Here is a 12,854-nt window from a genome sequence, read left to right on the forward strand (position 1 = left end):
TGGTGAGTTGACATCTTTTGATTGGCGGTGTGGTTTCGTGACAAATTTGGTATGGTGTATATACTGGTGAAAGATAGGGATAACGGCCTTAATTTTGGCCATATCCCTATTGAATTTTCTTCCGAGTTTATTAAATACTATTGATTAGTGAATAATTGGAAATATAGGTTTCATCTCAGTCACTAATATTGTTCGAGTACCAGAAAGCTTGGGGTTATCAACATAAGTTTCTGTTGCTGAATGGCAAACGGGCAAATTATCGATAGATACCCTTTCATCAAGGATTATACCTTGGCCTTCTGGAATCGCTTTATGAAATAAAAATTCTGTTTTAGCAACTTCATTGATATGACTTCTATGATATTTCCCAGAGGCAATAGCAAATGAGCCACCACGAACATTATTACGTTCAACCGTATAAACACAACTTCGAGTATCACTGTTCAGTTCATCAAAGTGAAGATGGTTTGGGGTTACTTGCGCAAAAGTTTTCGCATCGACTTGATAACTGATTATCATCACATTAAGAGCATAATATGGTGCTATTATTGGGTGGTCGTCTAGTAGCTGATTTTTTAGGTTTATTATTAGATCTAAATCCCAAAAACTCTCGCCGTTCATGAGCTTATTCATGCAATTATAGTATCTAATGTTACCATTATAATCGCTGTTTAAGTTTTTAGGGAGACAATATGGGTGAAACTCTCCGTTTTCTGTTTTTATACCATCTAAGGGAATGATACTTTTAGTTTTTGCGCATACTATTGCATTGGCAGTTGCTCTAGCCCTATTTCCAGATTCATGCTGCAAATTAATTAAAGAAAGCTTTTTTTTAAATTCTGAATTAAGCGCTTCTTCTATTTGTATATAATTTATTAAGGAATTATCAACATTGGTATTCATATGTACCTCTTTCTTTTTGCAGTAGTTTCGTTAGAGTATTTTGCTTAGTGTTGTTTATACGTTTCTCTTCTCCTCTTTATTTTGATTTTGTTTAATGATTCACTGGACAGATCAATAAAGCTAATTGACCAAGCCAATGGAAGCTTTATCACAGCTGGCTTAAAACGATATTCCGGTCGGAGAAAAGTAAATTTTTTTTAATAAAAGGAGTTTTTATGTTTGAAGATAATCAAAAAGATGATTTAGTTATTGAGGATCATATTCATTGGTATGTGTTCATTAATTTTTTATTTAAAATCACTCACCCGGCAAAGGATTGCTTGGGAGAAGAAAATTATTGGGAAGACTTGAAGCAAAAGAATAAAGCCTCGGAGCAAAAGAATAAAGCCTCAGAGCAAAAGAGTGAAGCCTCAGAGCAAAAGTGTGAAGATTCTAAGAAAAATCCATATAAAGTTTGGGAAGATGATTTTATAAAGTCATATAACGAAGCGTTAGACAAAGTAAAAGATAATTACTTGAGAAAAAAAAACAATAGCTTAAATTTTGTGGATTCAAAGAATGAAGCGCTAGACGATAAAAAAGAAAATTACTCGGGAAGATTAAACCGTTCTTTTAATATTGAAATTCGTTTGTTTAACCATTGTGGCGACGTGTTATTAAAGAACGTTGAAGATAAATCAATATTTAAAAAGCTAACAAAAGAATTGAGCTTATCAGAGACAGAGAAAAAATTTGCGGGTTGCTTCGCGAAAGAGCTTATTAATAGCCTAGCGACTTTAAAATTGATTAAAACCGAAGCCAAAGAAGATGTTGAAAAAAATGCACAAGCACATATCACTTCCTATATTGAAAAGAGCATTTTGAATGAAAAAGATTTTCAGAATATCAGTTTTAAAAGTCAACCTAGCTCTGCTATTGGTCGAAAAAATGAATTAGCTGAATTAGAGAGCTTTTTCAAAAAGAAGAAAAAAAGAGCTGTAATAATTAAAGGGATGGGAGGGCTAGGTAAAACGTTCTTAAGTCAAATGTATGCGGATTCAGTTTCAACCCAGTATAGACACATTGTAAGAGTTAAAGGTAAAGAGTTTGCTAAGGAGATAGATAAAATTATAAAGGCAAAGAGGGGTATCAAATCTAAAAGTGGTACACCTTCTATTGCGTTAGAACAGCATTTAGTTTTAATGGACAAACACTTGAACGGCAGATTATTGGTTATAATCGATGATGGCGCCAAAAATATAAATGATACATTGCGTAACGTTTGTAAAAAAACGAGAAGTATAGATTTTATCGTCACCCTCAGAGATGTTGATAATCACAAGGATACTATGGTTGGTACTTATGAATTAAAACAACTGAATTCGGAAGATGCGCTAGCGCTTTATAACCCTAGTGGGCTAAGCATTGAAGAAAAAGAAAAAACCTTGAAGTTATTGGTTGATTATCTGGGGGGGCACCCTTTCATGATTGTTCTTGTTGCTTCATTTGTTGAGCAACTGGAAGATAAGCGGGCAGAAGCGGTTATAAAAGAATTAAAAAACAAAGGTCTTCATACTTTATCAGGCTCTTATGATGAAGAAGAAATAAAACAAAACATTGATCAAGTATTAAAAATAAGTATTGACAAGTTAGCCGCTAAAAGCCAAGAAAAGCTGCGACTTCTAAGCTTATTTCCAAATATGCCGCTAAATGTCCCTATGTTAATAAAAACATTTGATGGAAAAATAAGTAGAGCGCAAATATCTGACCTAGTTAAAAGGTCTGTTCTTTCTTTTATCGGAACCAAAGACGAAATAGAATTTCATGATCTAATGTTTGATTATCTGCAGCGAAGGTGGGAAAAAGATTATCTCGAGGAGAAATTTGACTTTGATGCTCAAGAGTGTCATTTGACCGAAGGGGTAATTAAACAACTTCAATCTAATAAATTTATTGAGATTATATTTGGCTTTTTGATTCCTCATGTACCCACAGTAGAAGCAGGTAAAAAGTTAAAGCGTATCCCTGGAAGGATAAAAAAGTGTCTACAGTTTTGGTATGACAATTTTCAATATCAACAAATAGCATATGATCGGACTATATTTGATATTCATGAGGAGCGACTTGAGAAATTTGAACAATTTATAAAAGAACATTCTCAAAATAAAGAAGATGTTTGTTTTAAACATTTAGTATTGTTGAAAATGAGAGCTCAACAGCTATATTCAAAGCCTGAGACAGAAGGAGCAATGCGACAACTACGAGAAATCTATAAAGTAGTTAATGATGTAATGAAGGGTGAGAGACAAAGCAAATGGCCCAGTGAAATTATTAATATATGGCTTTATTTTTTAGATGCGGAAATGAACACCAAGGGTAGGCAAAGAAAACCAGAACAACAGCCTCATGTACCTATATTAGAACTTGATGATTGTAATGAAATAAATGACGAAATTTTGTCAATATTACCAAACTCCCTTAAACAAATTGGTATTGATATTAAACCTGACGATTACCCCCTCATCTTAAGAGCAGCGCATTACTGGGGTCATCGAGGTAATCAAGATGAGTTCACCGTTGGTTGTTTATTATCTCAAGGAGCCGTATATGAAGATATAGAATGCTATATAAATTCGGCTAAGGAGGCATTTGAAATGGCTGCGTACTTTAGGTTGTGTGCGGTTGTTATTAAAGGGTATCTCGACGGTAAAAAAGATAAGATCTTAGAAGAAATTAAAAAAAGAACAGATTATGATCTTAGCTCGCTGCATTGCGATGACAGTTTACATAAAAATAAAATGGAAGTTCTAAACAGTGTTTATCATGGTATTTCAGACGCCGCACATCAATATAGAGGTATAAATTATCTAGATGCTTTAATTTTTGCTTGTTCTGGCGATGAGAAACATAAAAAAGAATTTTTGGTATCTTTTGATAAAACCGACAAAATGTATAAGCTTGTTAAGACTAAGGATAAGTCTTCTATATTGCAATATCATCATTGGATGTTGTGTAATGAAACGATTAAAGGGCATATAAATAATACTTCTAAGTTAACGTTAGAAGCTCATATCGATTCTTTAAAGATCAAGCAAGCAAGTTGGGCTAAGACGTATGACATGAACCCGCCTCATTTTATCAAGACAAATACAGTTGAACAGTTTAAACGATATTATCATTTGTTTACAAAGAATAACAATGGAGTTGATAAAGGTCATTTTTAACAAGATATGATAAAGTAAACTGTAAGCTATCAATCTTAGGTAATGTATCTAGGCTTTGTTTAGTTATAAAGCGTTGACTGTAATAAACGTGCCACATTGCGACGATATTATTGCACCAATCGTATACATCTTGCCGTTGCAGTTATTGTCATATTACGTGGCGATTATCAAAGGTACAGACGTTGATCAACCACGTAACTTAGCAAAATCGGTTACGGTGGAGTAGTTTACTGAAATCGCGGCATCGTAAGTTAGAACACTATTACGCGATTTTGTGGTTCAGACAATAATCGGTAAAATTTAAGGCTAGCCATTGGTTATGGCTAGCCTTAATTATTATATAAATAAGCTGTTAGCTTCTTATGTCGCTATTTGAGGCAAGTTTATTTTAGTCCTTGCCAACCTTCATGATTAAAGTATTCACCATAATTAATAAGTGCGACCGCGATTTGATGAGCGCTTTGTTTAAACGAAGGCTCGTTATCTTTTGCTTTTATCTGAGCTGCTCCTGTTAACATTTGTGCGACGATAATATGCAATTGCGCATCGGCATTAGGTGGTAGCTCACATTCTTTAATTATGTTGTTCACAATCTGTTCTGTTAGAGCCGCTAGCTTAATGTATTCTTTTTCGTCTAGGGTATCAGAATGAATTGCGTTCAGTTGCTGTTTGAAAGCCATCCGTAAAGTTTCCATATTTTCACGTAACGGCGCATCTGTTTGCCATTTAACTCCATTATTAAGTGATAACCTCGTTTGACCGTCATGATGATGTTTATGTGCTTCTTCTGCGACACTCAGCTGTGAGAAGATAGTGATTGATAAAAGCATGGCGAGAAAACGTAACTTAGGCATTGTGTTGATCCTGTGTGGTTTAAATGAGTCGAATGTAATTACGCTGTTTAGGTTCTGCACATTTTATTCATTTGAAAGTTGCCATGATCAAAATATGGGTCAACCTCACTGGTTTTATAAATGGGCTGTAACGTTTAAAACAGAATGAAGTTAATGTAATGAAATATGAGTGAAATTGTAACAGCAAGCAGGCGATGCACTGTATTAAAAACTCGAGGTGTTTTAGGGTCAAAAAATGATAGTAGTGTCATAGTTTGGAAGAAAATAATGTATTAATATAAAAAGAAAAATTTTAATCCTTGCGATTTAACCACATTTCTTTCATTAAACAAAAGGTTGGCAGGTTAGCGCTAAATACTTAGGAAAAACCAAATGTTAAGTATCAGCAATATTTCAAAATACTACGGACACCAGCAAGTGTTAGCTGATATGTCCATGGTATTCTCAGAGCGACGGACCTGTATTGTTGGGCCAAACGGTTCAGGGAAAACCACCTTGTTGTTCATCCTCGCGGGTATAGAAAAACCTGATGCGGGCCAAGTGTTATGGCAAGGTAGTGCGGTGACGAAACCCCAAAAAATTAGCGCTATCGCGTCAGATGCGATTAGTATTCCAGGTTTCTTGACGGTAAAAAAGCTGCTGTCATTAACCCAGTCAATGTGGCAGACAGAGTTTCCACAGAAATTGTTGTCAGCATTTGCACTCGACCTCCATTTACATAAAAAAATATCACAATTATCAGCAGGAAATCTCAAGAAAACACAGCTAGTCAATGCCTTTATGCGCAACCCTGAAGTTTTGTTATTGGATGAGCCCAATATTGCCCTTGATGATAAAAGTTGCAATGTACTTTTCGAAGCGATCCAGGAATATCAAGGCACTGTTGTGGTAGCCAGTAATGAACCTGAGCGCTTTGCTGATTTGGGGTTTTGTTTTCATGCGGTGAACAATGATCAGTAGCTATTTAGTTTATCGCTGGCAGTTGTTTATTTATGAAATTAAACACTGGCTCGCGCAGCTATCAGGGATGACTTTATTTCTAGTAACCGTCCTTGGCACTGCCCTTCCCGTACTCTTTTATTTCGCTATGGTTGGCTTTGGTATGTTGGCCAAGAGAAGTCTAGAGCCGAATGATGCGACGCTTACAATCGCCGGTATATTGCTCTTTCAGACAATATTTTTAGATATGAGTAAAAGTGCTATTAAGGGAGCGCGCTATAAAAAATTCAATGCCTCACTAACAGAAAAAAGGTGGTTGATGGTTGGTTGCGACGCCCTGCTTACTCTGTTGTGTAACCCTATGATTCTGCTTAATCTATTGTTGTTGGCTTCAGTAAAAGTTATGCATTGGTCTACTATACCGCATATGTTTTTGTTTTTGTTGGTGCAAATTGTTCTGACCCTGCTAATTTTCAAATCTCCTTTGAAGGGTTACCTGTTAATTATTTGCTGTTTTTTCCTTAGTGTTATTTCTATTATTCATGAGATTGAAGTAACTATTCTGATCATTTTGATGATGACTATTGGCCTGTACTTTTTCCCATCATTGAAACTCAACATAGCATTAAAGAAGTATTCGGTTTGGGCATTTTGGCTAGATTTTTGGCGGGCAAATATTCGAGTTCCTTTGTTTGTTTTGGCGTTAACTGCAATGATCCTGTTTATTGCACAAGGGTTTGTCTTGCAAAGGCCAGATCTGTCTAACATTGTATTTTTAGTGTCTGGGCAGTTTTTAGTGTTGGTGGTGTGCGGTTTGCAAGTTGAACTCAACAAAATAAAGGCTGAACACGCCAACTTTTATCATCTCTATCAAACGATTCCCGCTTTTTCAAAAGCAAGAGATTGGCTTCTAGTCCTATTTGGTTTGATGATTTTTAGCGTTTTTACTTTTGTATCTGGCAAGCCGACTTATGCTTTTTGCCAGTTTTTAATGCTATTGTGGTGTTTGTGGGTGACCAAGCGTAAAGCAGCCTATTTAATATATAATTGGTTGTTGAGTAGTGTTCTAATGGTTTTTTTAAGTGTTTTTAGTTGATAAAAATACTTTAAAGTAGTCGATTTAACATAGATTTAATAAGCAATATCATTATTAAATCAATGGATAAGGGTTTCAGTACCTGCAATAGTGGCAATTACCAATAATTGTTATTCGAGCGAGGGTAAATGCTCAGGGCAATCAATTCGTAAATCAACTTGTGGAAGCGATTTTTCCATTAAGCGGCAATAAAAGCCTTGTTCTTTCTCTTGATAATAATGGCAAGATAAACACATGCGAGTATTGATTAAGCCTGTTTGACTAAATTTATTAAGTAAAATTAGGTTTAAGTTATACAGGGATAATAATTCTTCTTGATCTAAGGTAGTGATGACATCAGTCATTTTATTACCTAATTGACTTAGCTCGCTTACAACAGTCTTAGCACTGTCGGTAATTTTGTAGCTAAAACTACGAGCATCAGCGGCGTTATCAGTTTTTTCAATGTAAGATTTTTTGAGTAGTGTTTTTAACGAATCACTTGCTGTTGCTTTTGTCACAGAAAACTCTTTTGCTAACTCACCTACAGAGCAGAATTTATTGGGATGTTCGGCAATAAATAGTAATAGTTGTGCTTGCAACGGGGTGAGCCGATGGCTTTTAGCAGTATCTTGAAGGCTACTCTTAAAGAGGGTTGCTATTCTTTCAATGCTGGCAATTAATTTGGCTTCTAAATTGTTAATTTGAACAGTAGGAGAAAAAACATTTTTCATAAGAATACCAAAAGAGTAAAAAAGCAAAAATAAATTCTAATGCATAGTGCCAAGAAATGAATCAAAGTCAATGTTGTCTATTCTGCTCGTCAACTTTTTCTATTGGCAATGAGTCGTTTAAATCAAATAGGAGGCTTTAATCTTACCTCCTATACATTCTATTGATGGTAAAAATTAGTTAGTTATACCAATGCTTTTGGGCAGCCTTGCATTGGAATGATGTAATAACCTGTTTTAATGATTTCTTTTTGTACTTCATGGTTTGCGGTTTCGCTATGACAGAAATTACATCGTTTTTGAACAACCTCAGCGTCTGCTAGGCCTATTTGCTGCATATACCTTTCGGCAAACTCTGTCGCTCGTTTAACGTTTTGGTCTGATACTAATACATCAAAGTGATAATAATTACCGCATTGAGTTGTTACATGGGTATCAAAAACGTGAACCTTTAAAGCCTCTGTTTGAGCCGTCATTTTATTTCCTTTTATTCTGTACAATTAAAATATTGTTAATTGGTGATTGATTAAGTTGCTTGGCTAATCAATCTCTTTAATTAGTTGCTTTTTCCCGGAAGACTTAAATCTCCTGAAGCAATGTCAAAAACATCAACAACACAAAGTAGTGGAGCATGAACTTGTTGATTGACTCGCAGCGCCGCGGTTACACCGTCATAATTGAATGCTTGATTAAAACCAATATCTTTGAGCGGTACACGAACAAGCACTTCGCTACCGTCCAAACTAAAGTCATACCCAGGACTATCAATAAATATTGATAATCCTGGCCAAGTTGCCGGCATTTTAGGTTGTTGCCCTTCTGGAATGTCGCGAACTTTTAATGCGCCAGAGCCACAACTATCATCAGGAACTAATACGACCCAATGACTGTGCCAATTATCACCGTCATTGGTTTTGTTGCCATCATTGTCTTCATCGTAAAGAGGTGTGTCATCAAAATCGGGGTGAATAGTCAATGCGAGTGCTAGGATGCCTTGATCTGATTCAAAACCTACTGCTCCGCTATTAAGTTTGGTTGGCCAGACATAGCTATAAACCTCAGCACCAGCAAGCTTGCCATTAGCGTTAGGTGATTTTGTACCGACACTTCCGCGCACTTCTTGTTGAAATACAAGGTGAGAGCCTTGGGTTGTCACTTTGGTATGTAAAATATCAAACTCGGCGTTTACGTTAGGGGATTTTTGAGCTTGTATATGACCTTGATGGTCATTGCTATGTCCGTGTGCTGGGAAAATTAACCATGTGGCAAACATAGCGGTAAAAATTTTTTTGTGAAATTTCATTGTAGAGCCTTTACTCCTTAATGCCAATTTGAGCAATTACTGTTCAAACTGGCATTTTCGTTAAATTATTAATTAATGTTCATTAGTCAATGGATTTCGTTAGGCGACACCAACCGCTTGCTTAACATCTTCCATGCTCGCACCAAAGTTAATATGTAAAACTTGGCCGTTTGTTACTAACGCGGGAACAGATTCAACACCTAAGTTCAGTGCTTCATCTATTCGTTCTTTTGCATGCTCAAAGTGAACAATTTCTAGATTGATATTTTTTTGGTCAAGTAGCGCCAATAATTGCTGTTCTGCTGAAACGCATACTGGACAGCCTGCGTGATAAAAAGTGACGTTGTTCATCATTAATCTCCATATAAATTTATTTAGTTAGGAGTCCATACTATATGGTGGGTGAGTAGGTTTAGTCAATAACATAATTGTTATATTTTTTTTTTATAATCAGTTTTTAATAATTGGAGCTAGATAAAGTTATTTTTATCAATGAGTTATATTTTATGAAAAGTGTCAATGAAAAAGTAAAAATACTTTTGTGGTTAATGGTTAGGTTGTGAGAAAATTGATATTCCAACGGTGGTGGCTAGCTCACTGCCAATAGTTAGACATGTGAATTACCATGAGAGCATCCCTTAGAGCCAAAATAATCAACGTATGTGATAAAAAAATTGCCAGTAAAGGTCATAATGTTGGCTTATCTTTTTACGCGTTTTTTGCCAATAAAAATGATGATCCACAACTTCTGATGGAAGCGGCGACTTGGTGGATTGAAACGCATCAACTCGATCATTTTGTAAAAGCGACTCAAATAAAAGCCATGGTTGAACAGGGGTTGTAATGACAGAAGTCATCATTTTGGCAATAGCGTTAAGTATGGACGCCTTTGCAGTTTCAATTGGTCTTGGCGCTAAACATATTCAAAACAGGGCGAAGTTAGCGGTTAGTGCGGCCTTGTATTTTGGTATTTTTCAGGCGTTGATGCCTCTTATTGGTTATCTAGGAGGCAAAGGGCTACTTGGCTTTATTGAACACTACGCTCATTGGGTTGCATTCGCCTTACTATTGATTATCGGCGTTAAGATGATTTACGAAGCCTTTAGCGAGGGTATCGAAGAAGACATTGCCCAAATTACCCAACGGGTATTATTGATTTTGGCAATTGCTACGAGTGTTGATGCCATGGCAGCAGGATTTTCTTTAACCTTGTTAGCGGTTGAACCGTTAAGCGCATGTTTGATCATTGGGCTCACTACGTTTATTTTTAGCTATATCGGTGTCTATGTTGGTGCGAAAAGTGGCACGTGGCTCGAAAGTAAAGCCGAGATTTTGGGTGGTATCGTACTGATTCTCATTGGATTTAAATTACTGTTATTTTAATTGGTAAATTAGAGCGTGTTGAAAGCCAAGTTAAGATCTCTTGTTGAGCATGTTCGATAGCAGAAGCTGCTTCAACTTGAAAATCACAGTTAAGGCTTATTTTCTCGACTTGGTAGCGATAAATATCCCGCAAATACGCTTGATAACGCGCTAAATAGGCAAGGATATGTTGATGATCTCTTTGTATTTGATTTGGTTTTTGTTTGTTTAGGTTTCGAGCAAGAAGACGCGCTAAACAAAGCTCTAAAGCTGGCGCGAGTAGAACAACCTCATCAATATAGTGGCTCATCTGCTCGCGTTCGCGGCCGAAAGGCTCGTCAATAAAAATGTATTGATGATTTTCGGTTAACCGTTGTTGCAATGTTGTCAGCATTTTAGGGGTTTGAAATAGATTAAAGTCGGCACCATCATTAAACCAAGCTTCCATATCCACTGGATAGGTATTCTTTTCAACAAAATCATCAAAATGGATACTTGGGCAGCTAAAGTGCTTGGCAAGTAGGCAAACAAGGGTGCTTTTGCCACTGCCTGAAGCCCCACTTATTGCTATCACTTTAGTTTTATTTCTCATAACCAACCTATTTTTCACGGTTAGCGAGATACACTTTTACCCCGAAAAATGACAACGCCATCAGTAACGCTAGGCCTAATATACCGAGTACTTGGTTTACTGCTGACCAAGGTGTCCACTGTAAGTAGTGAATTTTATAAAGTGTGTTGATGATTCGCTTATCAATACCATGCTGAGAAAAGCTTAAGCGAGGCCAGTTTAACTCGATATTAATACCCGTAGTGGTGATGGCCGTGGTGTCATTGATTTGCTCTATGCTGCCATAGCGCTCTGGGTTTTTTGCTATCGCACTTTCAAATAATGCTGTTAAACGCCCTAGTTCTGGGATCGGTAGAGGTTGTAATGATTGTGGCTCTAAATGCAATGAGCCTTGTTCAGTTTTGACCAATAAATGATAACCGATCACTGATTTTACCAAGCGAAACTCTAGCCATTGCGCTTGTGGGACGATAGTAAAGGTGCGATCAAGCGGATATGGTTCAAACTTAAGCATCTCATACGCCCCTTGATATCCGGGTTTGATGAAAAATACTACACCAGTTAACGCCCAGCCAATCATAGGTAAAAGTAAAGTTAACCCAAAAATTCTGTGCAGTCGTCTGCTTATCATGTGGTTTTATCCCTAGTAGCAAAAAGTGAAAATAGCCGATCAACGCTCTAACGTCGCTGTAATCGTTCCTGCACCCACTAACATTGAACCACTAACTTTGTTAAAGCCGTTTTGAAAGCTTACAGAGCGAACTTTGCTTCGTAATAACCCTGAAAAGGTCGCATAAAAGGTAACACTTGCCATCGAAATAGTTAAAAAGCTGATAGCCATTACCAACATTTGCGGAAAGACAGGTGAATTTGCATCGATAAACAATGGGAAAAATGCCATAAAGAAGATGATCCCTTTTGGATTTAGTGCGGTAACAATCAATGCATTTATAAAAACGGAGCCTTTTATAACCGAGAGAGTCTGTTTATCATCAATAATGGCTTTACTGCGAAATGCTTTAACACCCAAAAAAATTAAATAAGCTGCGCCTAGCCATTTTAGTGTTGAAAAAAGCCAAGCTGATGTTGCTAAAATTGCGCCCATGCCTAATAGCGAAAAACTCATGGCGATAACATCACCAGACAAGGTGCCCGCCATTAAAGGCAGCACAGATTTCTTTCCATGAGTTAATGCTTGCCCCATGACCAAAAAAACCGTTGGGCCGGGGGTGAAACAAAGTATCATTGAAGCCGCGATAAACGAGAGCCAGACCTCAGTTGCCATTACTTATTCCTTTTACATTTGTCTTTATCCAAACCAATTCGCGAGAGCGCTAGGCTTGTTTAGTTAATTGCGCTAAGTTGATGGTTTGTAGTATACCCGAAGTAAAGTGTTACCGCTTTATAAAGAATACTCGTAAGGCTTTCACATTGTCGACAATGTTATTAGGTTAACTTTCTTTTTTTAAGGCATTATCGTTTAGGTTTAACAGCTTAAAACCAGCAAGACTTGCCAATGGTAGCTCAATCATTCCCCAAAAAAAGGTATACAGGGCAATGGTATTGTTAATATACCCTGCCAACCATAACCCGAATAAAGCCCAGCCCCAAATAATACCACCAGTTACTAAGCCTGCTAACAGAGCTGTTTTAACGCCATGGCCATATTTGTGCGATAAAGCGTCGTATAACCAGATAATGAAAAAGCCAAGAATAAATAGCTTTACCATCGCCAAACCCATCACCACGTTTGATGGCGTAGCTAAGCCAAGCGCTGAATTAACTTGTGACCATTGCGAACTTAGCAAAGCGCCATTAAGTACCCCTTCACCAATAACGATGACTAAACCTGAAAGTGAGCCTGCTTTTAATATACCTTTCATCATTTATCCTTGATAGCACTGAGTAAACTC

General features: G+C 36.9%; 16 protein-coding genes. 6 read left to right on the plus strand and 10 right to left on the minus strand.

Annotated features, from left to right (window positions below):
• Nucleotides 1-144: 144 nt before the first annotated feature.
• The gene (locus ACSLUH_RS13025) at nt 145-903 is read right to left on the minus strand and encodes a 2OG-Fe dioxygenase family protein (RefSeq protein WP_448567666.1); all 759 of its coding nucleotides are present in this window, start codon (nt 901-903) and stop codon (nt 145-147) included.
• A gap of 215 nt (nt 904-1,118) precedes the next feature.
• On the opposite strand from ACSLUH_RS13025, the gene ACSLUH_RS13030 reads away from it, so the two are divergent.
• Both ACSLUH_RS13030 and ACSLUH_RS13035 read left to right on the plus strand, forming a co-directional pair.
• Nucleotides 1,119-4,106 carry an NB-ARC domain-containing protein gene (locus ACSLUH_RS13030; protein WP_448567668.1) on the plus strand — a complete coding sequence of 996 codons (2,988 nt, stop codon included), beginning with the start codon at nt 1,119-1,121 and terminating at the stop codon, nt 4,104-4,106.
• 73 nt (nt 4,107-4,179) lie between these two features.
• Nucleotides 4,180-4,332: a hypothetical protein gene (locus ACSLUH_RS13035; RefSeq protein ID WP_448567799.1), complete on the plus strand. Its 153-nt coding sequence runs from the start codon at nt 4,180-4,182 to the stop codon at nt 4,330-4,332.
• A gap of 157 nt (nt 4,333-4,489) precedes the next feature.
• Here the strand turns inward: ACSLUH_RS13035 and ACSLUH_RS13040 are convergent, their stop codons facing one another.
• Nucleotides 4,490-4,960 (minus strand): hypothetical protein, encoded by a 471-nt coding sequence (locus ACSLUH_RS13040; RefSeq protein WP_448567670.1) that lies wholly within the window; start codon nt 4,958-4,960, stop codon nt 4,490-4,492.
• Nucleotides 4,961-5,332: 372 nt separating this feature from the next.
• Here ACSLUH_RS13040 and ACSLUH_RS13045 point away from each other — a divergent pair, with 372 nt between their 5' ends.
• Together ACSLUH_RS13045 and ACSLUH_RS13050 are read left to right on the plus strand one after the other, a co-directional pair.
• Nucleotides 5,333-5,920 carry an ABC transporter ATP-binding protein gene (locus ACSLUH_RS13045; protein ID WP_448567672.1) on the plus strand — a complete coding sequence of 196 codons (588 nt, stop codon included), beginning with the start codon at nt 5,333-5,335 and terminating at the stop codon, nt 5,918-5,920.
• A complete protein-coding gene (locus ACSLUH_RS13050) occupies nt 5,910-6,995 on the plus strand; it encodes a DUF6136 family protein (protein ID WP_448567674.1) in 1,086 nt (361 codons plus the stop codon). The genes ACSLUH_RS13045 and ACSLUH_RS13050 overlap by 11 nt, the downstream gene beginning before the upstream one ends.
• A gap of 110 nt (nt 6,996-7,105) precedes the next feature.
• On the opposite strand, the gene ACSLUH_RS13055 is transcribed toward ACSLUH_RS13050, so the two are convergent.
• The 4 genes from ACSLUH_RS13055 to ACSLUH_RS13070 form a co-directional block, all read right to left on the minus strand.
• Nucleotides 7,106-7,708, minus strand: coding sequence for a MarR family winged helix-turn-helix transcriptional regulator (locus ACSLUH_RS13055; RefSeq protein ID WP_448567676.1), 603 nt, complete (start codon nt 7,706-7,708; stop codon nt 7,106-7,108).
• A 182-nt stretch (nt 7,709-7,890) separates the two neighbouring features.
• Nucleotides 7,891-8,181, minus strand: coding sequence for a DUF2024 family protein (locus tag ACSLUH_RS13060; RefSeq protein ID WP_448567678.1), 291 nt, complete (start codon nt 8,179-8,181; stop codon nt 7,891-7,893).
• Nucleotides 8,182-8,261: 80 nt separating this feature from the next.
• On the minus strand, nt 8,262-9,008 hold the full coding sequence (locus ACSLUH_RS13065; RefSeq protein WP_448567680.1) for a hypothetical protein: 747 nt from the start codon (nt 9,006-9,008) through the stop codon (nt 8,262-8,264).
• A 99-nt stretch (nt 9,009-9,107) separates the two neighbouring features.
• Entirely contained in the window at nt 9,108-9,362 is a 255-nt protein-coding gene (locus ACSLUH_RS13070) for a glutaredoxin family protein (protein ID WP_448567682.1), read from the minus strand.
• Nucleotides 9,363-9,633: 271 nt separating this feature from the next.
• Here ACSLUH_RS13070 and ACSLUH_RS13075 point away from each other — a divergent pair, with 271 nt between their 5' ends.
• Nucleotides 9,634-9,852, plus strand: coding sequence for a DUF6500 family protein (locus tag ACSLUH_RS13075; RefSeq protein ID WP_448567684.1), 219 nt, complete (start codon nt 9,634-9,636; stop codon nt 9,850-9,852).
• Entirely contained in the window at nt 9,852-10,391 is a 540-nt protein-coding gene (locus ACSLUH_RS13080) for a manganese efflux pump MntP (protein ID WP_448567686.1), read from the plus strand. Before ACSLUH_RS13075 ends, ACSLUH_RS13080 begins: the two co-directional genes overlap by 1 nt.
• Here ACSLUH_RS13080 and ACSLUH_RS13085 read toward each other — a convergent pair.
• The 4 genes from ACSLUH_RS13085 to ACSLUH_RS13100 form a co-directional block, all read right to left on the minus strand.
• On the minus strand, nt 10,372-10,962 hold the full coding sequence (locus ACSLUH_RS13085) for a nucleoside/nucleotide kinase family protein (RefSeq protein WP_448567688.1): 591 nt from the start codon (nt 10,960-10,962) through the stop codon (nt 10,372-10,374). The genes ACSLUH_RS13080 and ACSLUH_RS13085 overlap by 20 nt on opposite strands.
• Nucleotides 10,963-10,969: 7 nt before the next feature.
• Nucleotides 10,970-11,572, minus strand: coding sequence for a hypothetical protein (locus tag ACSLUH_RS13090; RefSeq protein WP_448567690.1), 603 nt, complete (start codon nt 11,570-11,572; stop codon nt 10,970-10,972).
• A 39-nt stretch (nt 11,573-11,611) separates the two neighbouring features.
• Entirely contained in the window at nt 11,612-12,226 is a 615-nt protein-coding gene (locus ACSLUH_RS13095) for a LysE family translocator (RefSeq protein WP_448567692.1), read from the minus strand.
• A gap of 166 nt (nt 12,227-12,392) precedes the next feature.
• Nucleotides 12,393-12,827: a hypothetical protein gene (locus ACSLUH_RS13100; protein ID WP_448567693.1), complete on the minus strand. Its 435-nt coding sequence runs from the start codon at nt 12,825-12,827 to the stop codon at nt 12,393-12,395.
• Between the last annotated feature and the right edge of the window lie 27 nt (nt 12,828-12,854).

The sequence above is a fragment of the Thalassotalea ganghwensis genome (genome assembly GCF_053485795.1).

Coding starts and splice junctions, on each gene's coding strand:
- ACSLUH_RS13025 (WP_448567666.1), bottom strand. CDS start 903: ATGAATACCAATGTTGATAATTCCTTAATAAATTATATACAAATAGAA.
- ACSLUH_RS13030 (WP_448567668.1), top strand. CDS start 1,119: ATGTTTGAAGATAATCAAAAAGATGATTTAGTTATTGAGGATCATATT.
- ACSLUH_RS13040 (WP_448567670.1), bottom strand. CDS start 4,960: ATGCCTAAGTTACGTTTTCTCGCCATGCTTTTATCAATCACTATCTTC.
- ACSLUH_RS13045 (WP_448567672.1), top strand. CDS start 5,333: ATGTTAAGTATCAGCAATATTTCAAAATACTACGGACACCAGCAAGTG.
- ACSLUH_RS13050 (WP_448567674.1), top strand. CDS start 5,910: ATGATCAGTAGCTATTTAGTTTATCGCTGGCAGTTGTTTATTTATGAA.
- ACSLUH_RS13055 (WP_448567676.1), bottom strand. CDS start 7,708: ATGAAAAATGTTTTTTCTCCTACTGTTCAAATTAACAATTTAGAAGCC.
- ACSLUH_RS13060 (WP_448567678.1), bottom strand. CDS start 8,181: ATGACGGCTCAAACAGAGGCTTTAAAGGTTCACGTTTTTGATACCCAT.
- ACSLUH_RS13065 (WP_448567680.1), bottom strand. CDS start 9,008: ATGAAATTTCACAAAAAAATTTTTACCGCTATGTTTGCCACATGGTTA.
- ACSLUH_RS13070 (WP_448567682.1), bottom strand. CDS start 9,362: ATGATGAACAACGTCACTTTTTATCACGCAGGCTGTCCAGTATGCGTT.
- ACSLUH_RS13075 (WP_448567684.1), top strand. CDS start 9,634: ATGAGAGCATCCCTTAGAGCCAAAATAATCAACGTATGTGATAAAAAA.
- ACSLUH_RS13080 (WP_448567686.1), top strand. CDS start 9,852: ATGACAGAAGTCATCATTTTGGCAATAGCGTTAAGTATGGACGCCTTT.
- ACSLUH_RS13085 (WP_448567688.1), bottom strand. CDS start 10,962: ATGAGAAATAAAACTAAAGTGATAGCAATAAGTGGGGCTTCAGGCAGT.
- ACSLUH_RS13090 (WP_448567690.1), bottom strand. CDS start 11,572: ATGATAAGCAGACGACTGCACAGAATTTTTGGGTTAACTTTACTTTTA.
- ACSLUH_RS13095 (WP_448567692.1), bottom strand. CDS start 12,226: ATGGCAACTGAGGTCTGGCTCTCGTTTATCGCGGCTTCAATGATACTT.
- ACSLUH_RS13100 (WP_448567693.1), bottom strand. CDS start 12,827: ATGATGAAAGGTATATTAAAAGCAGGCTCACTTTCAGGTTTAGTCATC.